The 24,339-nt window shown below is 36.2% G+C and carries 21 protein-coding genes; 14 read left to right on the forward strand and 7 right to left on the reverse strand.

Annotated features, from left to right (window positions below; all coding sequences use genetic code 11):
• Nucleotides 1-394 precede the first annotated feature (394 nt).
• Nucleotides 395-1,870, reverse strand: a complete 1,476-nt coding sequence (gene zwf, locus OWO01_RS06300; RefSeq protein WP_268779588.1) for a glucose-6-phosphate dehydrogenase — start codon at nucleotides 1,868-1,870, stop codon at nucleotides 395-397.
• A gap of 203 nt (nucleotides 1,871-2,073) precedes the next feature.
• Between zwf and OWO01_RS06305 the strand changes: the two genes are divergently transcribed.
• The 3 genes from OWO01_RS06305 to OWO01_RS06315 all read left to right on the forward strand — a co-directional run bounded on the left by OWO01_RS06305 (nucleotide 2,074) and on the right by OWO01_RS06315 (nucleotide 3,657).
• Nucleotides 2,074-2,841, forward strand: coding sequence for a TIGR01457 family HAD-type hydrolase (locus tag OWO01_RS06305; RefSeq protein WP_268779589.1), 768 nt, complete (start codon nucleotides 2,074-2,076; stop codon nucleotides 2,839-2,841).
• A gap of 18 nt (nucleotides 2,842-2,859) precedes the next feature.
• A complete protein-coding gene (locus OWO01_RS06310; RefSeq protein WP_268779590.1) occupies nucleotides 2,860-3,093 on the forward strand; it encodes a YdbC family protein in 234 nt (77 codons plus the stop codon).
• 72 nt (nucleotides 3,094-3,165) lie between these two features.
• Complete coding sequence (locus tag OWO01_RS06315) at nucleotides 3,166-3,657, forward strand: PTS sugar transporter subunit IIA (protein WP_268779591.1); 492 nt, start codon at nucleotides 3,166-3,168, stop codon at nucleotides 3,655-3,657.
• 64 nt (nucleotides 3,658-3,721) lie between these two features.
• Here the strand turns inward: OWO01_RS06315 and mreBH are convergent, their stop codons facing one another.
• Nucleotides 3,722-4,738: a rod-share determining protein MreBH gene (mreBH, locus tag OWO01_RS06320; RefSeq protein ID WP_268779592.1), complete on the reverse strand. Its 1,017-nt coding sequence runs from the start codon at nucleotides 4,736-4,738 to the stop codon at nucleotides 3,722-3,724.
• A gap of 322 nt (nucleotides 4,739-5,060) precedes the next feature.
• Here mreBH and OWO01_RS06325 point away from each other — a divergent pair, with 322 nt between their 5' ends.
• The 5 genes from OWO01_RS06325 to OWO01_RS06345 all read left to right on the forward strand — a co-directional run bounded on the left by OWO01_RS06325 (nucleotide 5,061) and on the right by OWO01_RS06345 (nucleotide 10,120).
• Entirely contained in the window at nucleotides 5,061-5,783 is a 723-nt protein-coding gene (locus OWO01_RS06325; RefSeq protein WP_268779593.1) for a lysophospholipid acyltransferase family protein, read from the forward strand.
• Nucleotides 5,784-5,908: 125 nt separating this feature from the next.
• Nucleotides 5,909-8,077, forward strand: coding sequence for a sensor domain-containing protein (locus OWO01_RS06330; protein ID WP_268779594.1), 2,169 nt, complete (start codon nucleotides 5,909-5,911; stop codon nucleotides 8,075-8,077).
• A 309-nt stretch (nucleotides 8,078-8,386) separates the two neighbouring features.
• Complete coding sequence (locus OWO01_RS06335; protein WP_268779595.1) at nucleotides 8,387-8,872, forward strand: low molecular weight protein-tyrosine-phosphatase; 486 nt, start codon at nucleotides 8,387-8,389, stop codon at nucleotides 8,870-8,872.
• Between the two features lie 4 nt (nucleotides 8,873-8,876).
• Entirely contained in the window at nucleotides 8,877-9,170 is a 294-nt protein-coding gene (locus OWO01_RS06340; protein WP_268779596.1) for a hypothetical protein, read from the forward strand.
• 110 nt (nucleotides 9,171-9,280) lie between these two features.
• Nucleotides 9,281-10,120: a YihY/virulence factor BrkB family protein gene (locus OWO01_RS06345; protein ID WP_268779597.1), complete on the forward strand. Its 840-nt coding sequence runs from the start codon at nucleotides 9,281-9,283 to the stop codon at nucleotides 10,118-10,120.
• A 314-nt stretch (nucleotides 10,121-10,434) separates the two neighbouring features.
• On the opposite strand, the gene OWO01_RS06350 is transcribed toward OWO01_RS06345, so the two are convergent.
• Entirely contained in the window at nucleotides 10,435-12,378 is a 1,944-nt protein-coding gene (locus OWO01_RS06350; protein ID WP_268779598.1) for a heavy metal translocating P-type ATPase, read from the reverse strand.
• Nucleotides 12,379-12,685: 307 nt separating this feature from the next.
• Between OWO01_RS06350 and OWO01_RS06355 the strand changes: the two genes are divergently transcribed.
• Together OWO01_RS06355 and OWO01_RS06360 are read left to right on the forward strand one after the other, a co-directional pair.
• Nucleotides 12,686-13,585, forward strand: a complete 900-nt coding sequence (locus tag OWO01_RS06355) for a transporter substrate-binding domain-containing protein (protein WP_268779599.1) — start codon at nucleotides 12,686-12,688, stop codon at nucleotides 13,583-13,585.
• A gap of 18 nt (nucleotides 13,586-13,603) precedes the next feature.
• Nucleotides 13,604-14,269 carry an amino acid ABC transporter permease gene (locus OWO01_RS06360; RefSeq protein ID WP_268779600.1) on the forward strand — a complete coding sequence of 222 codons (666 nt, stop codon included), beginning with the start codon at nucleotides 13,604-13,606 and terminating at the stop codon, nucleotides 14,267-14,269.
• A gap of 347 nt (nucleotides 14,270-14,616) precedes the next feature.
• Here the strand turns inward: OWO01_RS06360 and OWO01_RS06365 are convergent, their stop codons facing one another.
• Nucleotides 14,617-15,795, reverse strand: coding sequence for an MFS transporter (locus tag OWO01_RS06365; protein WP_268779601.1), 1,179 nt, complete (start codon nucleotides 15,793-15,795; stop codon nucleotides 14,617-14,619).
• Nucleotides 15,796-16,047: 252 nt separating this feature from the next.
• Between OWO01_RS06365 and OWO01_RS06370 the strand changes: the two genes are divergently transcribed.
• Complete coding sequence (locus tag OWO01_RS06370; protein ID WP_268779602.1) at nucleotides 16,048-16,839, forward strand: YfkD family protein; 792 nt, start codon at nucleotides 16,048-16,050, stop codon at nucleotides 16,837-16,839.
• 106 nt (nucleotides 16,840-16,945) lie between these two features.
• On the opposite strand, the gene OWO01_RS06375 is transcribed toward OWO01_RS06370, so the two are convergent.
• A complete protein-coding gene (locus OWO01_RS06375) occupies nucleotides 16,946-17,815 on the reverse strand; it encodes a mechanosensitive ion channel family protein (protein WP_268779603.1) in 870 nt (289 codons plus the stop codon).
• 199 nt (nucleotides 17,816-18,014) lie between these two features.
• Between OWO01_RS06375 and OWO01_RS06380 the strand changes: the two genes are divergently transcribed.
• The 3 genes from OWO01_RS06380 (at nucleotide 18,015) to pdaA (ending at nucleotide 20,421) form a co-directional block, all read left to right on the forward strand.
• Complete coding sequence (locus OWO01_RS06380; protein WP_268779604.1) at nucleotides 18,015-18,170, forward strand: SE1561 family protein; 156 nt, start codon at nucleotides 18,015-18,017, stop codon at nucleotides 18,168-18,170.
• 114 nt (nucleotides 18,171-18,284) lie between these two features.
• Entirely contained in the window at nucleotides 18,285-19,580 is a 1,296-nt protein-coding gene (locus OWO01_RS06385) for a Na+/H+ antiporter family protein (RefSeq protein WP_268779650.1), read from the forward strand.
• Between the two features lie 58 nt (nucleotides 19,581-19,638).
• Nucleotides 19,639-20,421 carry a delta-lactam-biosynthetic de-N-acetylase gene (gene pdaA, locus OWO01_RS06390; protein ID WP_268779605.1) on the forward strand — a complete coding sequence of 261 codons (783 nt, stop codon included), beginning with the start codon at nucleotides 19,639-19,641 and terminating at the stop codon, nucleotides 20,419-20,421.
• A gap of 133 nt (nucleotides 20,422-20,554) precedes the next feature.
• Here the strand turns inward: pdaA and OWO01_RS06395 are convergent, their stop codons facing one another.
• Both OWO01_RS06395 and OWO01_RS06400 read right to left on the reverse strand, forming a co-directional pair.
• Entirely contained in the window at nucleotides 20,555-22,663 is a 2,109-nt protein-coding gene (locus OWO01_RS06395; RefSeq protein ID WP_268779606.1) for an RNA degradosome polyphosphate kinase, read from the reverse strand.
• A gap of 67 nt (nucleotides 22,664-22,730) precedes the next feature.
• On the reverse strand, nucleotides 22,731-24,260 hold the full coding sequence (locus OWO01_RS06400; RefSeq protein WP_268779607.1) for a Ppx/GppA family phosphatase: 1,530 nt from the start codon (nucleotides 24,258-24,260) through the stop codon (nucleotides 22,731-22,733).
• Between the last annotated feature and the right edge of the window lie 79 nt (nucleotides 24,261-24,339).

Consider the following 24,339-nt stretch of genomic DNA (forward strand, 5'->3'; position numbering starts at 1 on the left):
GTCCTGCCTTTATAAGATAATGAAATTTAAAAAATCCAGTACCGTAACTATACAGGTACTGGATTTTTGTTCTGGAGTATTTTCCCCTAAGACTCAAACTTTAAAATATCAAATGACAAAAGTTGTTTAAGAATGAGTAAAGGACGCTAACACTCCGAAAGCTTCAGAGTCTTTAGAGCTATCCTTGAGACGGAAACAATTATCCCGGAGCAACCGTCCGTAAGACTCCCACTTCAAAACATCGAGATTATCAAAGTTGTTTAAGTGGGAGTAACGGACGCTAGCACCCCGAATGGTTCAACTTACAATCAGAGGGGGAAGATCGAAAACCCCCACTGATTGAAGTTTCACTTTATTAAAATCCCCCACAGATTTCACTATGTTAGTATGAAAATCAATCGATGTCCCACCAATGGAATCCGTCTGCTGCTAGTAGTTCATCCGCGGCTTTTGGTCCATTTGTTCCGGAAGCATAGTTAGGGAAATCAGCTTTTTTCGCTGCCCATGCTTTGGAAATTTGATCGACAAAATTCCATGAAAGAGAGACTTCCTCTGAATGGACAAAGCTAGTTGAGTCGCCATTTAGACAATCATTTAATAATACTTCATAAGCTTCAGGACTTTCCACTTCTTCTGCTATTGATTTATCATAATGCATCGTAATTGGGGTACTCAATGTTTCATAGTCTGTTTTTTTCGCATTTAAATGCATCGTAATTCCTTCATCAGGCTGTACCCGGATAACGAGTAAGTTTGGATCAATAACATTGCCTTTATCTTTGTAAAGATTGATTGGTAAGTCCTTAAATTGTACAACGATTTCTGTTGACTTTTTCGCCATACGCTTTCCGGTTCGGATGTAAAAAGGCACTCCAGCCCAACGGAAATTATCAATCATAAATTTACCTGCAACAAAGGTTTCTGTATTGGAATTTTCTGCTACCCCATTACTTGAACGATAACTATCTACTTGCACTCCATTCATTTTGCCATCACCATACTGTCCACGAACAAAATATTGATCTACATTTGACTCGTCTAATGGACGTAAACTTCGAAGAACTTTTGCTTTTTCATATCGCACTTCGTCAGGATGTAGTTTTGCTGGAGGTTCCATTGCAAGTAAGGAAATCATTTGGAGGATATGATTTTGAACCATGTCACGTAAGGCGCCAGACTCATCGTAATAACGGCCACGTTCCTCAACTCCCAAAATTTCACTTGATGTTATTTGCACGTTTGCAATGTATTGATTGTTCCATAACGGTTCAAACATTGCATTAGCAAAACGAACAATTTCGATATTTTGGATCATTTGCTTACCGAGGTAATGGTCAATTCGATAAATTTGTTCTTCCGAAAACGTTTGACCAATTTGTTCATTTAATTGCTGTGCAGTATCGAAATTACGACCGAATGGTTTTTCGATTACCAGACGTGACCACCCTTTATTGTCGGTCAACCCTTGTGACTTAAGATTCGCTGCAATTGGACCAAAGAAATTTGGAGCCATTGCCATATAAAAGAGACGATTTCCTCCCGCATCATGTATTTTATCTAATTTTGTAATAAAAGCATCAAGATCATGATAATGAGACAAGTGCTGTGCATCAAATGGATTGTAATGGAAATGACTCGCGAATTCTTCGTGATCGATCAAATCGTCTTTAAAGACCGCGATGGAATCCTTCACATTATTTCGAAACTCTTCATTGGTTAATGGTCGTCTTGCTACACCGACAACCGCAAAGTTGCCAGATAGTTTACCGTTTCGATATAATCGATACAATGATGGATATAACTTTCGGTTAGCTAAGTCTCCCGTAGCACCGAAAATAACAATAATCGCTTTTGGTGTATTCCGTGTCATTTTCTTTTACTACCTCTCTTTAATCTAATTTTAAACGCGTCAATATTTCTACCTATAATACAATAACATGTTGCCACGCTTTGATAAACTATTTTACATTTTACACATTTAAAAGTTATAATTTCATTTAGTTTCGTATGTACTATAATATCATGTATTCAGAAAATAACAAATAGTTATACAATTAACATGGGAGGAAAAGGATGAAAAAATATCAAGGTTTTTTAATTGATTTAGATGGTACCGTTTATAAGGGAACAGAAAGAATTGAGGCTGCTATCTCCTTTGTAAAAGAATTAAAGAAAAGAGGTTTGCCTTATTTATTTTTAACCAATAATTCGACCAAACATCCGAGCGAAGTAGCGAAAAAGTTACGTGGCATGGATGTACCGGCAGAAACGGAGAATGTTTATACAACAAGTATGGCGACCGCAAATTATCTTGCTGAACATAAACCAAAGGCTCGCGTATATGCAATTGGGGAAGACGGTTTATTATCTGCATTAAAAGAGAAGGGATTCATTCTTACAGACGAGAATGTAGATTTTGTAGTGATGGGTTTGGATCGAGAAATTACATACGAAAAATTAACGATTGGGGCATTAGCGATCCGAAATGGTGCTACATTTATTGCGACAAATGCTGATGTAGCCTTGCCGACAGAAAGAGGTTTTTTGCCAGGATCGGGTTCGCTTATTTCTGTGTTAACCGTTACAACTGGTGTGAAACCACAATTTATTGGGAAGCCTGAAGCGATTATCGTAGAGCAAGCACTTGATGTGTTAGGGACATCGAAAGAAGAAACGCTTATGGTGGGGGACAATTATGATACCGATATTTTAGCAGGGATCCATGCAGGAATTGACTCGTTACTTGTTTATTCGGGAGTCACCACAAAGAAGCATTTAGAGACGGTATCAAAAAAACCAACCTACACAATTGATACCTTAGCCGATTGGAAATTACAGTAATCATAAAGGAGAATGGATATGGCTGACATCAAATATGAGATTGTAGAAAATATTGGAGTTATTTCTGAATTACCGAAAGGGTGGACAAAAGAGTTGAACCTCATCTCATGGAACAATCGTGAGCCTAAATATGACCTGCGAGATTGGTCGCCTAATCATGAAAAGATGGGTAAAGGTATCACACTCACTTTAGAAGAGCTAAAAAGCATACAAACATTGTTAACAGAAAAAGGTATTTCGCGTTCATCATGATTATTTGCTTTTATCTTGTGGAGAATAGGGTATAAGATAATGAAAAAGATAAACAGCTAGGAGGAAAATTTTATGTTAAAGAAACTTTTTGGAAAAAAAGAAGAAAAAGTAGAGAAAGAGATTATTCTTGCACCAGTAACGGGAGAATTAGTAGATATTACAGAAGTACCTGATCCGACATTCTCGAAAAAAATGATGGGAGACGGTATTGCCATAAAACCGTCAAAGGGAGAATTTGTTGCTCCTGTAAGTGGTGAAATAGTGAATTTATTTCCAACTAAGCATGCGATTGGGATTAAATCGAAAGCAGGTGTGGAATATTTATTGCACATTGGTTTAGAAACGGTCACGCTTGAAGGAGAGGGATTTGAGGCGCATGTGAAGCAAGGAGATAAGGTAACAGCAGGAGATTTATTAGTTACAGCAGACTTGAAACTCATCGAAGAAAAAGTAAAAACCATTACTCCTTTCGTTATTACGAGCGAAATAGAAGGGGTAGATATCGCAACGAATCAGCAGGTTGTTCAAGGTCAAACAGAAATTATGACCGTTCATGTTAAATGAAATGGAACATCACATGAAAAGTAAATAAAAAACGCACTTAAGAAAAAATGTGTAAACCATCCGCTTATGAGCGATTGGCTTGCACATTTTTCTTTTTCGATAATTGTTTAACAGATTCGCCTGTACCAATTGCGATTGCTAATAATGGATCATTGGCTATGTGGACAGGAACGTCAATTTCTTGAACGAGCCAGGTTTGCAGTCCTTTTAATAATGCACCCCCACCAGCAAGTGTTACCCCTTGATCAACAATATCTCCACTTAACTCAGGAGGACAATTTTCTAACGTTGCATGTATCGTCGTGAGAATAGCTTCTAATGGTTCGCGTAAGGCCTGTTGGATATCCGTAGATGTTACGGTAATCTCTTTAGGTAATCCACTTACAAGATCCCTTCCACTAACTTTCATCGATAGCTCCTCATGTTCAATCAGTGCATACCCAATTTCCATTTTTATTTTTTCAGCAGTTTGCTCCCCAATTAACATATTAAATTTCTTCCGAATGAAATGAACGATTTCTGTATCCATTCGATCACCAGCAATACGGATGGATTGCGCATTAACAATCCCGCCATAAGATATAATAGCTACTTCACTTGTTCCTCCACCAATATCCACGATTACTGTCGAGACTGGTTGGTCAATTGGTAATCCTGCACCAATCGCTGCTGCAATGGGTTCTTCGATCAGATGTACACCTTTTGCACCAAAGTTTTTCACAGCATTTTCGATTGCTCGCTTCTCCACTGCAGTACTTCCTGAAGGCGTACATACCACTACCGTTGGCTTTCTTAAGGATATTCCTAATTGCTTACTAACTTTGCTCAAGATCTCTTTTAACATTTGTGTTGCGACATCATAATCCGCAATGACCCCTTCATGTAGCGGTCGGATCGTAGCAATATTTTTTGGTGTCTTTCCGATCATTTGTTTTGCGTCTTTCCCTACAGCTACTACTTGTTTTGTTTTTATGTCAATCGCAACAACTGAAGGTTCGTTGAAGACGATCCCTTTCTGTTTCGTATACACAAGGATATTCGCTGTACCTAAATCAATCCCAATCGCTGCATTTCCAATCATAGTGATGTCCCCCGATGAAGTAATATATTTCGCGCCCTGTAGAAACACGGAGCATAACAGTATTATCTAACTTATTTTTTTTCAACGTTTTATAGTATAGCATGATTATTTATGTTCAGCTTTATTTTTTTTCCAAACAAGAGGAAGGCTTTTTCTTTAGTATTTGATAGATTTAATTTCTTCATACATACACTTTCAATACCGTGGTAATTCTTTCATCATTTAACTTTTATTCTTTTGTGAAGAGTTCTCGCCAGTTGTTTCTAAATCTTATATAATGAGATAGTATGGTTAAAGTGTGAGGAGCTATAGGAGGAAAAAAATGAAGACAGCTATGATTTATTTATACTCAGCTATATTAGTGATTGGAAGTGTTCCAAAGTTAAGAAGAGCAAAAAAAATCCCTGAATCTGTACCGTATATGGAAAAAGCAAATCAAATTTTTCATACACCAGCAACTGTTTCAAAGAAAGTGGTTAAAAAGACCAAGACAAATGTAACTGTTGTTGGAAAAGAAAAATTAATAAAGGAACCCGTATTATTTGTTTGTAATCATCAAGGGATTTTTGACATTCTCATCCTATTAGGTTATTTAGATAAACCAATTGGATTTATTGCTAAGAAAGAAATAAAAAAAATTCCTATCATTAGTAAGTGGATGGAAGAGTTAAAATGTGTATTTATCGACCGTTCCAACCGGCGAGCTGCCATCAAGGTAATTGATGATGGTGTAGAAAGTTTAGAAGCAGGCCAGTCAATGGTTATTTTTCCTGAAGGGACAAGGAGTAAGAGTTCAACTGTAAATGAATTTAAATCAGGAAGTTTGCGTTTAGGAACACGTGCATCTGTACCGATTATTCCGATTACGATCAATGGAACGTATCGGATGTTAGAAGAAGATAAGGGAAAAGTTAAGGGTGCGAATATCCAGCTGACAATTGGAGATCCTATCTATCCGGATCAATACAAAGAAATGAAACATAATCACTTAGCTAAATATCTTCAAGATATCATTGAGCAAACGATTGAACAAAGCGGCGAATGATAACATTTTTTTACAAAAAAGTACAAGGCTATTTCAAATTGAATAAAATAGTAACTTTTTTTTCTACCTTTTTTTCTGTATAATGATAATACGTTATGTAAACAAAATAGATAAAAGGTGAAAATATGACACTTAATCCAGTAAAACGCGTATTAGAATATAACAAGCTTGAAGAAATACTAGAGCAAGTGCATGAAAATTTAACCCCAAGCACCAAAGAAGAGGTTGCTAAAGAAATCTTTTCATACATGGAAACCTGTAAGCAAAAGAATGATCAATTAAACCTCGCAGTAAGTAACGCTTTTCAATTATTAATGATGGATCAGGACGGCTATATCATTTATATTGATCCAGATTTTTGTGAAAAATTAGGTTATGAAGAAGAAGAACTACTACATCATCATTATCGAATCCTTCACGCGGGAGTCCATGATGCTCTGTTTTATGAAGATATGTGGACGGCGATTGGAAAAGGAGAGGTGTGGGAGGGAGATATCTGTACAGAATCAAAGCATGGCGAAATGATTTGGTTTCGTACAAAGATCTTGCCAATCATAGATCAAGAGAATAACCAGGCTAAGTTCATTACCTTTCGTACCGAGATAAGTGATGTAAAACATGAAGATAAGCGGTTGGTTGAAGCGTTAACGGATGATTATCGAAAAGTTTTTCGTCAACTGATGAATTTAATTTTTCGAGTACAAAAAAACAGAGAAACTGGTGCTTATCGTTTTCGCATGATTGAAGGTAAGTTAGCGAAAAAGATGAAAATTCTGACTCATAATACATATGAACAATCTTTAGAGTCTGTATTTGGGAATATCGAACAACAGCACATTATTGCACATTTCGATCAGGTGTATACAGGGGAAGAAGTAACATTTAAACACCGACATGGAAGAATGTACTTGTATACCATGCTCTCGCCGATTATTGAAAATGGTGAGGTGATTGAAGTAGTAGGCTCTTCCATTGATATTACTTCCCTGCAAAAAGCAGAAGAACAAGTGAAACAGCTAGCGTTTTATGATCCGCTAACTAATTTACCAAATCGCAGTAAGTTGCGGGAAGATTTAAAAGCTCATTTAGGAGAAAGTTCACAAGGGAATTTTTCGCTACTCTATTGTGATATAGATCGCTTAAAATATATTAATGACACGTTGGGTGAATTTATCGGTGATCAAGTGATTCAAATTATTGCGGAACGCTTAGAAACTGTTATTGGTAATTATGGACATTTGTACCGATTTGGTGGAGATGAATTTGTAATACTACTTGATGGACCACAAGCAACTATTTTAGAAATCAGTGATAATCTACTAGCCAAGATAAAACAACCAATTAATCTTCATGGGAACGAGTTTTTTGTAACTTCTTCAATAGGTGGAAGTTGTTATGGAGAAGATGCATTTAACGAAGAAGAATTGTTAAATCATGCGAGTATTGCTGTTCACTATTGTAAAGTAAGTGGTCGTAACAATAAATTGTTTTATACTCCAGATATGAATGACATATACAATGATGTTTTATTATTAGAAGGTGATATACGAAAGGCGTTATATCACGACGAGTTTGAATTATTTTACCAACCACAGATTAATGTAGAGAACGGAGAAGTTATCGGTTTGGAGGCGTTAATTCGTTGGAATCATCCGAAAAAAGGGAACATACCACCAAGTAAATTTATTCCTGTAGCAGAAGAAAGTGGATTGATCAATCAAATTGGTAAGTGGGTGATTAATGAAGCATGCATGCAACACGTGGAATGGGTGAATCAGGGGCATGACCCAATTCGTATCGCTGTTAATATTTCAGCAATTGAGTTGCAACAATTTGATTTTGCTGATCAGGTTACTCGAATCATCGAAGAAACGAAGATGGATCCAACATATTTAGAAATTGAAATTACAGAAAACAGTGTCATGCAAAACACAGAAGATTGTATTAGAACGATGAACACGCTAAGGGATATGGGTGTATCATTATCTATTGATGACTTCGGAACAGGTTATTCATCTTTTGGTTATTTACGAAAATTCCCGATAAATTACTTGAAAATTGATCAATCATTTATCCGTAACGCTTTAAGTGAACCAAGTGATGCTGAAATTGTAAAAGCAATGATTCAACTTGGGCATACCTTTGGTTTAAAAGTTGTTGCTGAGGGTGTAGAAGAACAAAATATTTTAGCTTTATTGCGAGAGCAGAAATGTGATTATTATCAAGGATATTTTTTCAGTAAACCAGTTCCAGCATGTGATCTAGAATCGGTAGTGTACGGAAAAATGTCATAAAAGGAAATTTCAATTCGTAGGGAATTTAGCTTTTTCCTGCTGATTGTTGATCTTAAAAGATGAGCTGAAGACGCCTTTGGAACTTTCGGTGAGCTACTGTTTGTTACCCTTCAATTAATCATCTTGTGTTTTGTTATTATTTTGTAGTAGGAGTTTTACAGACGCTGCTCTGGGACGAATCTTGAAAATGACTTTCTTCAACTTTAATTAGTGAAGAAGGTCATTTTTGTATGATCAGAACGTGCTATTTTTCTTTGAGCAGGAATTTCAGTATAATTGGTGTAAATAGAATAGATAGGTGGTATAAAAATGATAAAGGTTTTGTTTGTTTGCTTAGGAAATATTTGTCGGTCACCGATGGCGGAAGCTTTTTTTCGAGACTTAGTGAAGAGAGAGGGGTTGGAAGATCAATTCATCATAGATTCGGGTGGTATGGGGTCTTGGCATACAGGTAAGCCGCCTCACGAAGGAACGAGAAACATTTTAAAAGAAAGAAATATTTCTTACCAGGGTATGAAGGCTCGCCAAGTATCACTAGAAGATTTTGATCAATTTGATTATATTGTCGCTATGGATGACCATAATATCAATGACTTGAAAAGTCTAAAAGACGCTCCTGAGGGTGTTGAGATCATGAAATTGATGGAAGTTGTTGAGAATTCTTCTGAAGAAAATGTCCCGGATCCTTATTACACAGGTGATTTTAATCAGACTGCGATGCTAGTAGACCAAGGTTGTAAGGCATTGTTGGAAAAAATAAAAAAAGAAAAACAATTAGTTAAATCAAGGATGTGAATTCATGAAAAAATCGTTGTTATGTAAAGGTATGTTTATTGGTGCATGTGTTGGTGGTTTGTTAACATTGCTAGATCGTAATACAAGAACAGAAACAGTAAGACAAGTGAAAAACGCAAAAAGCAAAGTGCAATCTTATGTAAAACATCCAGCATCCGTTATAATGGACTGTTATCAAGGTTACGAATCACTTTCCAATGTCGTGACGAATAGCTTGGATTTAACGATTGATTTAGTGACAAACTTTCAATCGATATTAAAAGAGGTGGAACAAAAAATCGATTCAGACGTTAGTTAAAAAAGGTGGATGAAGCCACGAGTATGCTCCAACTTTAATACGGTTGTTTTTATTTGATACGTTAAACGGTGGGATTACACTAGGCATGAATAAAGCGGAGGGGGGAGAAAATGAAACTGTACCCTATGATTTCAATAGGAAAAAAATTTGTCGATCGGTTTAATGATAATGAAGTGACTGGCCAATCTGCCCGATTGGCGTATTTCTTTTTACTATCGCTATTTCCGTTACTGATTTTTTTAGTTACTTTATTAGGTTATCTCCCGATTGATTATCAAGATGTAATGGATTTCATGGCTACTTATATCCCGGGAGAAGATACATTAGGCATTATTGAGAATAATTTAGATCAAGTGGTAGATAATCGTAGTGGAAGCTTGCTATCTATTGGTATTTTAGGTACGTTATGGTCTGCTTCTAATGGAATAAATGCCATTATGCGTTCGTTTAATAAGGCGTATAAAGTGGAAGAAGATCGTTCTTTTATTGTATCGCGCTTGATTGCTATTTTATTATTATTTGCAATGCTTATCGTAATTGTCGTAGCATTGTTGTTGCCCGTTTTCGGCCGAATGATCGGTGTCTATATCTTTTCTTTATTTGGAGTCACAGATGAGTTTGTACAGGTCTGGAATATGTTACGTTGGATCATATCTTCTTCAATCTTTTTTATTGTGTTTTTGGCTTTATATAAATTAGCACCAAATAAAAAGGTTTACTTTAGAGATGCTGTGTTCGGTGCAATCTTTACAACAGTCGGGTGGCAACTAGTATCGTTAGGTTTTTCTTTTTATGTGAACGAGTTGGGGAATTATTCTGCAACATACGGTAGTCTTGGTGGGATTATCGTGTTAATGATTTGGTTCTATATCACTGGTATGATCATTATAACAGGTGGAGAGATTAATGCTTTTATTGCAGAAAGACGAATGAAGAAAAAGAAGAGCTGACTTTTAAGGGATTTCAGCTCTTCTTTTTTGTTTTATCCCGAAGCAACCGTCCGTAAGACTCCCACTTCAAAATAATGAGAATATCAAGTTGTTTAAGTGGGAGTAACGGACGCTAGCACCAAAGGCCTTTAGGTCATCCTTTAGGGCTAACAATCAGTGGGGGAATACCTAAAAACCCCCACTGATTGAAGTTTCACTTTATTAGAAAGTGTCACGCCATAACGTGACATGATAAGCGTTCGCTTGTCACCATCAGACCTTAGAAAATATAGCTTCTATTGTATTTTAAAATACATGCGTGGTTTCCCGGTAGGTCATTTTAATAAACGAAGACCATTCAATATTACGAGAATGGTGCTTCCTTCGTGAGCGATGACACCGAGTGGTAAATTAATTAATTGAAAGAAATTCGATAGGATTAAAACGGAAATTACACTGACGGAAAAAAATATATTTTGTTTTACAACACGATTCATCTTTTTTGATAATTTCAAAGAATAACTGATTTTTTGAAGTTTGTTTTTAATTAAGATGATATCTGCAGTTTCTAAGGCAACATCAGTACCTGCACCCATCGCAATGCCAATATCAGCTGTTGCTAAAGCGGGGGCATCGTTTATGCCATCTCCTACCATCATAATTTTTCCGTATTGTTTCTTTAAACGTTTAATTTCAGAAACTTTTTTGTCTGGCATGCAACTCGCGACATACGTATCAATGCTTGATTCTTTTGCAATCGCTTGAGCGGTTGTCTCGTTATCCCCGGTCAACATAATGGTTCTGATTCCTTCATCCTTAAATTGTTGGATTGCTTTCATTGTATCTGACCGAATGGAATCCTTTAGCGCTAGTAAGGCAACTACTTCTTCATTTTTTGTAACATATACAAGTGTTTTGGCTTCCATTGCTAAACGGTTCGCTTCCGCTTGATACCAGTATGTCTGATGAGTGTTTTCCTGTAAAAATTTATTATTTCCGACAGTCCATTTATCCTCTCCTATGGTTGCGCTAATCCCTTTTCCAGTTTCTTCTTCCATTGTATTCACGGCTTTTGTAAGCACATTATTTTTTTTGGCATAAGCAACAATCGCCTCCGCAAGAGGGTGAGAAGATCCTTTTTCAATCGATGCAATGACACGTAAAATAGCAGTTTCTTCTTCTTGATTTAGAACAATAAAATCCGTTACTTCTGGAGTTCCATTTGTTAATGTTCCGGTTTTGTCAAAAGCAATCGCTTTGATGCTACTTAGGTTTTCTACATGTTCACCACTTTTAAATAGAATACCGTTTCTGGCGCCTTTTGAAATGGCTGATAACGTTGCTGGTGAAATCGATGCTACCAAAGCACATGGTGATGCTACTACTAGTAAAATCATCGCATGATAAATCGTATCTGACCAACTCCAATGAAATAGAAAGGGTGGGAGCAACAGCATGAGTATTACGAATAACAATACTACTTTTACATATACTGCTTCGAAACGCTCGATAAATAATTGGGCATGTGATTTTTCATTTTGCGCCGTTTGTACAAGTTTCATTATTTTTTGGACAAAAGAGTCTTTTGTTTCTTTCGTTACTTTTACTGTTAAACTGCCATTTCGATTCATTGTGCCCGTATAAACCTCTGTGTCGGCTAGTTTTGAAACAGGTAAAGATTCGCCAGTTAAAGCACTTTCATCAACAGATGATTTTCCATGTACAACGATGCCGTCAGCGGGGATGCGCTCCCCTGGTTTGATTAAAATGAAATCACCAATCATTAATTCATCAACTAACACGTTTTCTTCTTTGTTATTTTTTACCCGCAGAGCGGTTTCGGGTTGTAAATGAATAAGAGCAGACAATTCTTTTTCACTTTTTTGCATCGTATAGGTTTCAAGTGCACCTGATAGGGCGAAAATGAAAATAAGCACAGCACCTTCTGACCAATATCCGATCGAAGCAGATCCAATTGCGGCGAAAATCATCAACAACTCAACATTTAGTTGCTTTGTTTTTATCGTGGCTAATACTCCTTCTTTTGCTTTTGCATAGCCGCCAATAACAAACGCGATCATATGGATGGTGGCCCATCCCCAACCTGATGAAGAGAATTGACTTTGAAAGAGCCAGACGAACAATAGAATGCCACCACTTAGTAGTGCTGCAATAAGTTCACTGTGTTTGCGAAGGGTTTCGATTTTTCCTAATTCTAATTGATCTAATTGAGAATGATTCTGTTTCTTATTTGTAATAATTTCAGAATGACAACTCATTTTTAGCCTCCTTATTTTCTAATTGATAATAGAAATCAGTTGAAAAATGGTTAAAACACTGTTGTTATAGGTTTTTAAACTTAAAGGTTAATATTTTAGTTTAAAATAATTATAAATTAATAGTATCATATGAATTATTATTAGTAAATGTTAAAATATCCATAAGGAAAAATGATAATATGAACTTTTATTGTGATACAGAGTGTTTATTTTTTTAGAACAGATTTCAAATTACTTGATTTAATAAAGGTAAACTGTTATATTTCTATTAGAAAAAATATTAGAACAATAAAGTGGGGGGATTTAGATGTTAAAGAAAATTTTATTTATGCTACTATTTGCGGGTGTTTTTATAATTAGTGCCTGCGGAACAGCTGATACTCAAGAAGAACAAGAATTAGGTGAAGAAAATGTTGTCCAGTCCGATGAAGAAGAAAATGCAGATGGATCAGATTTATGGAGTGAAATCGAGGAGTCTGGTGAGATTACGGCTGCCACATCAGGTACATTGATTGCTGCTTCTTATTATAATGACGATGATGAACTAACTGGATATGATGTAGAAGTGATGAAGGAAATTGCTAACCGTTTAGGAGTAGAGGTTAGTTTTGAAATCATGGGTATCGATAGCATGTTATCTGCAATTAATAGCGGTAGAGTTGACTTGGCGGTAAATGATATTGAGATAACAGATGGAAGAAAAGAACAATTTAATTTCTCTGACCCATACAAATATTCGTTTTCAACAATGGTTGTTCGAAAGGATGATTATTCTGGTATTCACAGTTTAGAAGATTTAGCAGGTAAGAAAGCCGGTGGGGGAGCGACCACTATTTATAGTCAGATCGCTGAACATTATGGTGCAGAAATTGTTACCTATGGAAATGCAAATAATGAAGCGTATTTACGAGATGTTCACAATGGTAATACGGATGTTATCGTAAATGACTATTACTTATCTACGTTTGGGGTTGGAGCTTTCCCTGACTTTGACATCATGATTCATCCGGAATTACAGTTCCATCCGACACAACAAGGAGTAATCATGCCAAAAGGTGAAGACAGACTAACAGAGATAATTAATCAAACGTTAGCTGAAATGCGTGAAGATGGTACGTTATCGGAACTTGCTACAAGATTTTATGGGGAAGATGCATCTGAACCATTTGAAGGGGAAATTGAAGAAATCACAGATCTTGATTTGTAAAAAAAGGGGAGAGTGTGTATGCTGGGCTTTTTTGATGTTGAACTAGCGATCGAGAACCTACCATTAATTTTAACAGGTTTGCCAATGACGATAATGGTATCTTTTCTTGCTATGGGGATTGGTCTTGTCTTAGGGTTACTCATCGCATTAGCAAGGAACGCAAATTTTCGTCTTTTACGCTGGCCAGCTCGGGTTTATATTTCCTTTATGCGAGGAACACCAATCTTAGTATTTTTATATATTTTATACTTTGGATTACCATACGCCGGAGTTAACTTTTCAGGTTTTCAAGCAGCGGTAATTGGCTTTGGTTTAAATAGTGCAGCATACATCGCAGAAGTGAATCGTTCTTCTTTAAATAGTGTAGATCATGGTCAATGGGAATCAGCATATTCCTTAGGTTTGTCTTATCGCCAAGCCTTAACAGGAATTATCCTGCCGCAGTCTGCTCGAATTGCTATTCCTCCATTAACGAATATATTTCTTGATCTTGTCAAAGCAACTTCTTTAGCAGCTGTAATTACTGTGCCTGAATTGTTGCAAAAAGCACAAATTGCAGGGGGAAGGTCATTTGATATGTTTACGATGTACATTGTTGTGGCATTGATTTACTGGCCATTATGTATTGCAATATCGTATTTTCAAGAGCGATTAGAAAAACGGTATAGTCGTTATGTTAGTTAAGATAAGATAAACTGGGAAAACCACCTGATCCTTTTAAAGAATAATAAGAAGCTATATTTTGTAAAGGCTGATGGTGATAAGCTAACACTTGTCATGTCACGCTATTGTGTGACACTTTTCAATAAGTAAAACGACAGATGACCGTTCATGGTCATCTGTCGTTTTACTTATTGGAAAGCAACCATCAGACCCTACTGTTATAATAGAAAATCTTTTGCATCTATTTAAAGATAAAACAGCTAAAAATATCCCATAAAGCTAATTTTAAAAAATTTTCTTATCTTATAAAAATTGGCTCTATATTAGTGCTTTTAGAGTTTTAGGTTAACTCCCTTGTTTTTTCTTAACTATCCAAACTGTTGTCTTACACCCGGGTTTTCATTCTTCAGTGCAAAAGTCACTGCTATGATAAGAAGAAAAATAGCAAGAATATAGAAAAAAGAGGCATTTGGAAAAAGATCAATAAATATCCCACCAAAATAGGGACCAACAATGCTTCCTAAACTAAAAGAAATCCCACACATAATATTTCCAGCAGGAAGTAATTGTTTTGGCAACAAGTCTGCCATAAATGACACTCCTAAAGAATAAAGAGAACCTAACAGCATCCCCGTTGCAGCAAAGGTAATAAATAAGGCGGGAACAGAATGTTCAAATTGCGCACCAATAAAAAAGATGATTGTTCCTGCTCCGGTTACAAACGTGAGGATTTTCCTTCGACCAATCTTATCCCCCAAAACCCCTAATGGTACGGTAGTAAGCAAGGTGGCGATAGAAAAAAACGGGATAACCATTGAGATTAATTCGACATCATGTCCAAGTCGTAATCCATGGATGGGAAAAATACCGTGTAACAGTGCTTCGAGTAATCCATATGTAAATGGACCTAATAGAGCAATCCAAGCGATCCGGGTTGTTTCAATAAAACGCCCGACCGTTGAGGTTATTTGGATAGTTTGGACTTGCTCATCTGTTTGCACATGAGCGTTTCGAACAAACAGCATACCTAACCAGACGAGAAAGCAAAGCGTTGCTGCTATAAGAAATGGCAAACTTTCGTGAATGACAATGAATCTAGTCATGACAGGTCCAAGTGAAAATCCGAGACTAAAGAAAAGTCCGTATAATGCTATCGTGCGCCCTCTCTTTTTCGCATCTGTTGTGGAAGTGATCCACGTTTGTGTTGCAAAACTAAGCATATGATCACCAATTCCGATTAATAAACGAAGAATAAACCAAAACCAAAGTACTTGCCAAAGTGGAAAAAATATTAACGATAAGATAACTAACAACCCACCAGTTAAAATTATTGGTTTATAGCCGAATTTTTGCAAAGGTTTTTCCATAAAAGGAGAGGCAATAAGTACCCCAATATATAGTCCTGTTGCATGCAACCCATTTACAGATGATGACACACCATTTTGTTCTAAAATAATAGCTAGTAGAGGCAAGAGCATTCCTTGTGCAAACCCAGAAACGGTGACAAAACTAATCAGAATCCAGAATCTTATCTTTGATGAGACCATCCCTACAACTCCATCCTAAAAAAATAAAAACAATAAAACTACTGTAGTACTTATTTTGTGCAAATTCAAGAAGATACGTTACTTATTCTTACTGTACTATTTGAAACTGTTTGAAGTTTCATATAATCAAAAAGGGGGACTGTGAAATCTTTAGTCAAGTTAAATTAATGTATTAAAGATAAGTAACACTTTAATACATAATTATCATCAAAAGATAACAAACTATGGGAAAAAGAAAAGGATTGATTCTTAATGAAGAAGCGATTAGTTTTCTGTACCCTTATACTAGGTATTTTGTTCCTTCCCCTCACGTTATCAGCAGAAGAACTGGACTTTACCTTTTTGGATGCGGAATTACCAAATCATGTCCAATCGATTGAAGACCAGAATACTTTTTTTAACAGACAGAAGGATCAGGAATTTCCCGATCCCCAACCTGTTGTAGAGACTTTGATAAATTCTACTGATGTAGAGATTGAAAATCCATCTTTGATTGAATTATTAAATGAAACGAAATTTAATTCATCCCGACTTACATTTGGTTATTCAAGCGAAGTGTATTTAGGGCAGTGGCCGTTAGCATATCATCCTGATGATACGAGTGTTAACTGGCAATACCAAAAAATTAATTCAAATACTTTAGATAATCTGCAAGGAAACAGAGATTTACGATTGCATTATGATCAGCTTGAGGAAATGCATGTCCAGGGCGGTTTGCAAAATCAGGTAGAATCAACAGATCAAGTCATGGATATGATTTTATCAAAAGTGAACAATGATATAGACTTGCCGTTAGGTTATCGCGCGGTATTTGGAAAAAACACGAGAAAAAATACAGATTTCACTGTAGAGAAAAGTAAAGTTGGAAAATTAGATACCTATGCGGCAGCAGTTAATGCCCAAGGGAAGGTAACGTATGGACAAGTATATCTGAGATCATCAGGTAGAAAACAAGAACTAATCGTGAAAAATGTTACCGAGCAATCTGTAAAAGCTTGGATACCGGTACAAGATTATATTACCTTTTCTTTTTCCGATGAATAAATAAGATAAACCGGGAAAACAACCCGATCTTTTTTAAAAAATGGGAAGCAATAATTTGTAGTGGGCTTTCCAATAAGATAAGAAAAAACAATAGGGGATAGCACTCCTATTGTTTTTCGCGTGGTTCTGTATGCATTTCAACAAGTTGTTCCGCCATTTTAATTTTGTTATCAAACAAAAGTTGAGCGATAATTCGACGTGCTTGTCGTGAAGCTGGAAAAAAGACAAGGTCTTCGCATAATCCTGTAATTGTGTATTGGTATCCTTGAAACTGATTATTTAAGGAAGTTATTCCAAAAACAACAAAAGGTTCAATTGGCTCTCCGCTTAAGTCTTTCTTCAAGTAATCACCCAACTCGCTGTTGAGTTTAACACAGGCTTGTTCAAGAACAGAGAATACCTTATTAGGATCTTCATGAAAACTAACGGTGACACTTTCAACTACACGCATTTTATTCATATTAAAATTCTCGATTGTTCTTACTTGACCGTTATTAATTGTTACGAGCGTACCCGACCATTGACGAATTTTGATTACGCGAAAACCAATTTCTTCGACAGTACCTTCGTGTGTGCCGTTCGCATTCACCCAATCTCCTTGCTTCAGTTGTTTTTCATAAATCAAAAAAATACCAGCAAGTAAATCTTGGATAAGACTTTGAGCACCAAAACCAATGACAATACCCAATACCCCTGCACCGGCGAGCATGCTGCCAACTTCAATACCGAATAACCCCAGTGCAAAAAATAAAAAGGCAATGGTAGCTACGTACTTGATAATGGAATTAGTCATCGAGATAAGTGTCGCTTGTTCCTTTCCATTTACAATCTTAGAGCGTTGAAAGATGGAACGAACAGATTTTTGTAATATAATGGTGAGGGTAAATATGACAACCCCGCCAAGAATAATTTGAGTAAAGTTATTTTCTAAAATGTTTTTACCTATTTCTAGAAATCTTTCTAATGTGAATTCCATAAATTAAACCTCCAAAATATCAATCGGTACTTATTATAGCATGAAACTAACGTGTTTTCTGGACATTGGCTTATTTTTTTCGTACGATAAGTATGCTGGAGATTTCCTTGGCTATCGTGTAAGGGCAAAAAGTATCCACTTGCCTATCTAAGGTTTCAAGCATAAAATTCGAAAGTTTCAAGAATAAAGGAGTTATTCAATGGCGCATCAAGACGAGAAAATAACGCAATTAAAATCACAATTACAAAACTTTCTAGACCATTTGGACGAGTTAGATCCAAGTAAAACATCAGTAGAAGATATCGACCGACTAATACTTATGGTTGAAAACATGGAACAAGATTTACCACAGTAAAAACAGAGCTTGCGGAAAAAAATCAATCTGCTAAAAATTAGCGATTGATTTTTTTGTATTATCACTTTATTATGGTAAAGGAATAAAGAGAGAAGGGGGAATAGATAGAAAATGATGGAATGGGTTGCAATTATATCAGTTATTGTTTTATTAACTTTAAGTTTATGTAAAGTTCACGTTATTATTTCCATCCTGTTAGCAGGCCTTGTTGCAGGCCTATTGTCTGGTTTAAATCTAACAGAAGCAATGAAGCTAATCGTAGAAGGAATGGGTGGGCAATCAAATGCTGCACTAAGTTATATCGTTTTAGGAGCCTTTGCTGTTGCGATTTCCTATACAGGGATTACCCACATTCTTGTTCGCTATTTGATTCGTCTATTAAAAGAAAAACGAATAACGATTGTATTGGTTATCGCAGCAATCGCATCGTTATCACAAAATGCAGTACCAGTACATATAGCATTTATTCCTATTTTAATTCCACCGTTATTAAAATTATTTGATCAAATGAAATTAGATCGAAGAGCGGTTGCTAGCGCGTTAACTTTCGGTTTGAAAGCGCCTTATGTAATGATTCCAGCTGGATATGGTTTGATATTTCACCAAACCATTCAACGTGCTATGGAGGAAAACGGTACGATTGTTACGCTTAATGAAGTAGCACTGTCCTTGCTTATCCCAGGTTTAGGAATGGTGGTTGGTCTACTTATTGCTGTTTTTATAACATATCGGAAACCTCGGATTGCTGCGGTGGTGAGTTATGAAGAACCAACAGAAGAGGATGAGCTTTCATTTAACTATAAGCATGGATTAACCATTGTCGCTATTCTAGTAGCATTACTTGTTCAAGTGCTTGCAAACAATCTAATCATCGGCGCTTTATCTGGCTTACTTTTAATGTTTATTTTCTTTGTTGTTCCATTCAAAAAAGGAGATGAAGTAATTACAGAGGGAATTAAGATGATGGGGACAATTGCATTTGTCATGTTAATTGCTTCAGGTTTTGGTCACTTGTTACAAGAGACGGGAGCTATCGAAGCATTGATCAATCAGACATCTGCCTTCTTGAATATCCATAACGGTCTGATCGCAATTTCTTTATTGTTGGTTGGTTTGTTAATCACGATTGGTATTGGTTCCTCATTCGCGACGGTTCCTATTTTAGCAGCACTATATGTTCCGATTGGTTTAGCTGCAGGCTTTTCGCCAATGGCGATTGCTGCTTTAATTGGTACTGCAGGAGCACTTGGTGATGCTGGTTCTCCGGCAAGTGATAGTACACTCGGTCCAACCTCAGGGTTGAACGCAGACGGACAGCACAATCATATCTGGGATACATGTGTACCAACGTTTTTACATTTTAATATTCCGTTACTTATCTTCGGCTGGATTGCTGCATTAGTTTTATAAATCATGTATAGGTCACCCGTTTTTTCACATATTAAAAAGAAAAAACGGGTGATTTTTTATGTGGAAAATGTTAAAAGTTATGCTTGTACTTCTGCTTCTTGTTGCAGGCTTTCCTACTACAAGCAACGCCTATGGTTGGGGATTTAAAAAGGGAACAAATCATGAACCTCCTGAAGTCGGCAAGTATGGAACAATTCTTGAACAAAATGGTGGTTATTATATTGATAACTCGGGAGAAAAGGTTGTTTACCTTACTTTCGATAATGGTTATGAAGCGGGATATACCGAACCAATCTTAGATGTATTAAAAAAAGAAGAAGTACCAGCTACTTTTTTCCTTACCGGACATTATGTGCGAAGTGAGCCCGATTTGGTCAAGCGAATGGCAGAAGATGGACACATCATTGGAAATCATTCTTACCACCATCCGGATTTCACGAATATATCAAAAGAAGAGTTTAGAGAAGAACTGAAAACGTTAGATAGTGCGATTCATAAGATTACTGGTCAAGAGAAACTACAGTATGTTCGTCCTCCACGTGGGACATTTAATGAACAAACGATTCAGTGGGCGAATGAACTAGGATATATTCATGTTTTTTGGTCGCTTGCTTTTGTTGATTGGCATAGTGATAAAAAACAAGGGTGGGAATCAGCATACCGTCAAGTAATGGATCAGATTCATCCTGGAGCAATTATTTTGTTGCATACCGTTTCAGAGGATAACGCAGCTGCATTAGTGCACTTTATTACTGATTTGCGAAAACAGGGGTATACTTTTAAAAGTTTAGACGATCTCGTGATAAAAGATATCATGCCAAACCCGTTACTCGGTCTATAAAAACAACAAAAGGTTCAACGGATATAATTTTCCGTTGAACCTTTTTAAAAAAATAAGTTGACGTAGCGGGGCAGCAAGGTTTGTTCTATCTGAATAAGAAGAATCTTTTATGAACAGAGCCGATGGAAAAAATTCACTCTACCGAACCTTCTTCCTCGCTGACTCGTTGTTGTGTTAATTTGTATAAAGCAAACTGACTATTCATTTCTTTATCGTCCTTTGATCGTTTTGCGTATCGATAGCTGCCATCAGCTAGTTGCTCACGAGCTTTCACATTATCAGCTAGTGATAGCTCAAGGATTTGCTTTATTCTTTTTTGATGATTTTTTTGTAAAATAGGGAACAGCAGTTCAATTCGTTTCTTCATGTTACGCGTCATCATATCTGCAGACGCCAAAAAAATACGATCATCTCCATTGTGTTGAAAAAAATAAATTCTACTATGTTCTAGAAATCTTCCGACAATACTTCGAACAGTGATATTTTCACTCACGTTTGGTATTCCCGGTCTTAGACAACAAATTCCTCGAACGATTAAATCAATCTTCACCCCAGCTTGTGACGCCTGATACATTTTAGTAATGAGCTTTTTATCTGTTAAGGCGTTCATCTTCGCAATAATATAACCATTCCCAGTTTGTTGATGGCAATGAATTTCTTGATCAATATAATCGATAAATTGATCTTTCATATAATATGGTGCCATCGATAATACATGTAAAGATGGTTTTTTTGTATATCCACTTAAATAATTAAAAAATTTAATGGCATCCTTTGCATAATTGCGTCTAGTAGTGATCAAGGAAATATCAGTATAAAAAGCAGCTGTTTGATCATTGTAATTTCCGGTTCCGAGATGCACGTAGTGTTCAATATCTTTTTTGTTTTTACGGACAATAAGCAATATTTTACTGTGAGTTTTTAGTTCATTCATCCCATAGATAACATGACAACCTGCTTGTTCTAATTCTTTTGCCCAGTGCACATTTCGTTCCTCATCAAAGCGAGCCTTAAGTTCCACAAGAACCGTGACTTGTTTCCCATTTCTTGCGGCTAACTTTAAACTTTTGATAATCGGCGAATCTCCACTGACCCGATACAATGTTTGTTTAATGGCTAAAACGTCTGGATCGTTTGCTGCAGTATGGATTAAGTCTATAACAACCTGAAAAGATTCGTACGGGTGATGGAGCAAAATATCCTTTTTCGCTGCTTGATCAAAAAGGGGTTGGTTGAACTCCATATCTTTGGCGGGTTGAGGGATCATTGATGGATACACTAGTGATTCAAAGATTTGTTTTAACGATTTGTAGAGCTGAAAAAGAAAAGTAAGGTCTAGCGGTTCGTCAACAATATATAAATCCTCTTTCTTTAATTCTAATACTTCTAATAAAAAAGTTGTCATTTCTGGGTTTTGCTTACTTTTATTGATTTCGAGACGAACAGGAGTCCCCCATTCTCTTTTCTTCAACTCTTTTTCAACCTCTTTTAATAAATCACAAGCTCCTTCTTCATCGATCAAAAAATCAGCATTTCGTGTTACACGAAAAATGGTTGTTGACTTTACTTGATAACCTTTAAATAGTTTGTCGATGAAGTAGGCAATCAGTTCTTCTAATAAAATGTACTGATGTTTGTGCTCGTAAACGGTAATAAGTCGTCCTAACAATATAGGAACTTGAACGATTGCATGTGCAACATTCGTTGAATTTGTGGCATACTTTTCTGTTAATTCAACCGCGATATTGATCGATTGATTTTTCAGTACAGGGAATGGGTGATAAGCATCAATCGCTAATGGTGTCAGAGCAGGAAATACATATTTATCAAAATAACTTTCCATCTTTGTCAATTCTGATCGATTTAGTGTGTTCACCGATTGAATCTCGATTTGATGAATAGCTAACTCATCAACCAAGGATTGATAATATTTTTGTTGAACATCGATCATTTGATTAACATCCGTTGTGATTTTTTTTAGTTGTTCTTTTGGTGTCAATCCAGATTTATCATCTTGATGGTTATAACCAGCAAGCATTTGATCTTTAAGTCCAGCAACTCGTATCATAAAGAACTCATCTAAATTTGCAGAGAAAATAGCAAGGAAACGCAACCTTTCCAGTAGTGGGTTGGTTGGATCTACTGCTTCTTCTAGAACACGTTGGTTAAATTGTAACCAGCTTATTTCTCGATTGTTATAAAAGTTTGAATCATTAAACGATACTAAATGTTCAAACGACATTAATGACATCATCCTTTGCTCGTGAAAATAGTTTAATCGGCAAACTCCCGGTGAAGTAAAGTGAACATTAATTATGTTTGACAAAATCGAGAATTATATTTTTATTTAAGGCTTTTTCTAAATGTTTTTTTTGTTTTTCGCTTTGATAGGATTCGGACATATAGTTCTTGTTGCAAAATAAAGTGATCTGGACTGATTCGGAATGGTTCTTAACATCGAAATCTTTAACTACTTGTCTTTTGGTTGCATCAAAGCAATAAGTAAGTTTGAGTAAAGCTCCGAGTAACAAGTATTTATTTTGTTCGTGTTTGGTAAACCAATTCTTATATGGCTTGATAAACTGTTTAAAAGTCGTTTTGTTTTTAAACGAAGCGATCAGTGCAATTTTTAATCGATCTTCGTGCATCAAACCATCGATTGTACGATTGGAAAGCAAGTAGAAACTGTGTTGAGCGCTTGATTCTGCATCGATATACGCACCTAAGTGGAAGACATAACTAGCTCTTTTTAAAAGTTGCCAATCTTGCTTTGTCACGCCTTTAAGTCTTTCTCCAATTAAATGCTCAAATAGTTTGCGTGTTAAAAACTGCACGTGTAACATTTGCTTCGTGTTCAGATCATAGTCGGTTATTAATTCCTGGATACTGTCTTCCAATACGTTTGGTATTAACATATCGCTTTGTTCTGAAAAAAGAAATTGATAGTTTAAACCGTCCCGTAATCCTTTTTGACTTAAAATAAATCCCTCGGCATGCACCGTTTTGTATAAGCAACGAAAGGTTTCAATCGCTGGAATAATGATGTCGGCTCGATCTTTGGAAAGGCCCTCTACTTTTTGTAACTGCTCAAAAGATAAGGAAGTAAGATACTCACTAATTCGAATAATGTCTGATTCATCCATTTGGTATTGATGTAATCCAGCCATTGGGTATTCTTTCTGGTTTTGATCAATTTGTGCAAGGTTTCTTGCACTGCCACCTATTCCAATAATAGGAACGTGTTTATCAACAATCCAGCTGAGGCTCTCGAATCGTTCTAATAAGAACTGACGTAAGTAATTTAAGTTTTCATCTAAGGAACGATCACTTTTTAAATAGGAACGCAAAGTTAATGTTCCAAACGAAAAGCTGTAGGCATGTACTAATTTACGATTCTTAAAATAAGTAATTTCTGTACTACCCCCACCAATATCGATCGTAATTCCTTCGGTTAATGAAGTGGAATTAACGACTGCTAAGTATCCGTAAAAGGCTTCTTCATCGCCTGATAAGATACGCATTTCCCAGTCCAATTCGTTTTTGACTAATTGTTTTAGCTCGCGTTGGTTATTCGCTTGTCGGATCGTTGCCGTAGCTACACAAATGAAGTTTTTTAATGGATATGATGCTAAAATCTCAGAAAAATTGTGTAAGGTCTTCAATAAAATTTCTGTTCCTTCTTCAGTTAAGTTGTTTTCTGAATCGAGATGATTTCGTAGTCGGGCTACTGCTTTCACATTTTCCTTCTCATGAAATCGACCTGTTTTTTCTTGAAGATAAATAACAAGTCGCATCGTATTGGACCCAATGTCAATCACCGCATAATAATTTTTATTCATCGTTACACCTACCTAGAGATCTTAATTTTGTTATCATGAAGCAAAGGTCCGTAAACTCTCCCAAGTAAAAAATGATGTA

It is taken from the genome of Natronobacillus azotifigens, from assembly GCF_026805325.1.
GTDB lineage: Bacteria > Bacillota > Bacilli > Bacillales > Amphibacillaceae > Natronobacillus > Natronobacillus azotifigens.

Coding starts and splice junctions, on each gene's coding strand:
- zwf (WP_268779588.1), bottom strand. CDS start 1,870: ATGACACGGAATACACCAAAAGCGATTATTGTTATTTTCGGTGCTACG.
- OWO01_RS06305 (WP_268779589.1), top strand. CDS start 2,074: ATGAAAAAATATCAAGGTTTTTTAATTGATTTAGATGGTACCGTTTAT.
- OWO01_RS06310 (WP_268779590.1), top strand. CDS start 2,860: ATGGCTGACATCAAATATGAGATTGTAGAAAATATTGGAGTTATTTCT.
- OWO01_RS06315 (WP_268779591.1), top strand. CDS start 3,166: ATGTTAAAGAAACTTTTTGGAAAAAAAGAAGAAAAAGTAGAGAAAGAG.
- mreBH (WP_268779592.1), bottom strand. CDS start 4,738: ATGATTGGAAATGCAGCGATTGGGATTGATTTAGGTACAGCGAATATC.
- OWO01_RS06325 (WP_268779593.1), top strand. CDS start 5,061: ATGAAGACAGCTATGATTTATTTATACTCAGCTATATTAGTGATTGGA.
- OWO01_RS06330 (WP_268779594.1), top strand. CDS start 5,909: ATGACACTTAATCCAGTAAAACGCGTATTAGAATATAACAAGCTTGAA.
- OWO01_RS06335 (WP_268779595.1), top strand. CDS start 8,387: ATGATAAAGGTTTTGTTTGTTTGCTTAGGAAATATTTGTCGGTCACCG.
- OWO01_RS06340 (WP_268779596.1), top strand. CDS start 8,877: ATGAAAAAATCGTTGTTATGTAAAGGTATGTTTATTGGTGCATGTGTT.
- OWO01_RS06345 (WP_268779597.1), top strand. CDS start 9,281: ATGAAACTGTACCCTATGATTTCAATAGGAAAAAAATTTGTCGATCGG.
- OWO01_RS06350 (WP_268779598.1), bottom strand. CDS start 12,378: ATGAGTTGTCATTCTGAAATTATTACAAATAAGAAACAGAATCATTCT.
- OWO01_RS06355 (WP_268779599.1), top strand. CDS start 12,686: ATGTTAAAGAAAATTTTATTTATGCTACTATTTGCGGGTGTTTTTATA.
- OWO01_RS06360 (WP_268779600.1), top strand. CDS start 13,604: ATGCTGGGCTTTTTTGATGTTGAACTAGCGATCGAGAACCTACCATTA.
- OWO01_RS06365 (WP_268779601.1), bottom strand. CDS start 15,795: ATGGTCTCATCAAAGATAAGATTCTGGATTCTGATTAGTTTTGTCACC.
- OWO01_RS06370 (WP_268779602.1), top strand. CDS start 16,048: ATGAAGAAGCGATTAGTTTTCTGTACCCTTATACTAGGTATTTTGTTC.
- OWO01_RS06375 (WP_268779603.1), bottom strand. CDS start 17,815: ATGGAATTCACATTAGAAAGATTTCTAGAAATAGGTAAAAACATTTTA.
- OWO01_RS06380 (WP_268779604.1), top strand. CDS start 18,015: ATGGCGCATCAAGACGAGAAAATAACGCAATTAAAATCACAATTACAA.
- OWO01_RS06385 (WP_268779650.1), top strand. CDS start 18,285: ATGGAATGGGTTGCAATTATATCAGTTATTGTTTTATTAACTTTAAGT.
- pdaA (WP_268779605.1), top strand. CDS start 19,639: ATGTGGAAAATGTTAAAAGTTATGCTTGTACTTCTGCTTCTTGTTGCA.
- OWO01_RS06395 (WP_268779606.1), bottom strand. CDS start 22,663: ATGTCGTTTGAACATTTAGTATCGTTTAATGATTCAAACTTTTATAAC.
- OWO01_RS06400 (WP_268779607.1), bottom strand. CDS start 24,260: ATGAATAAAAATTATTATGCGGTGATTGACATTGGGTCCAATACGATG.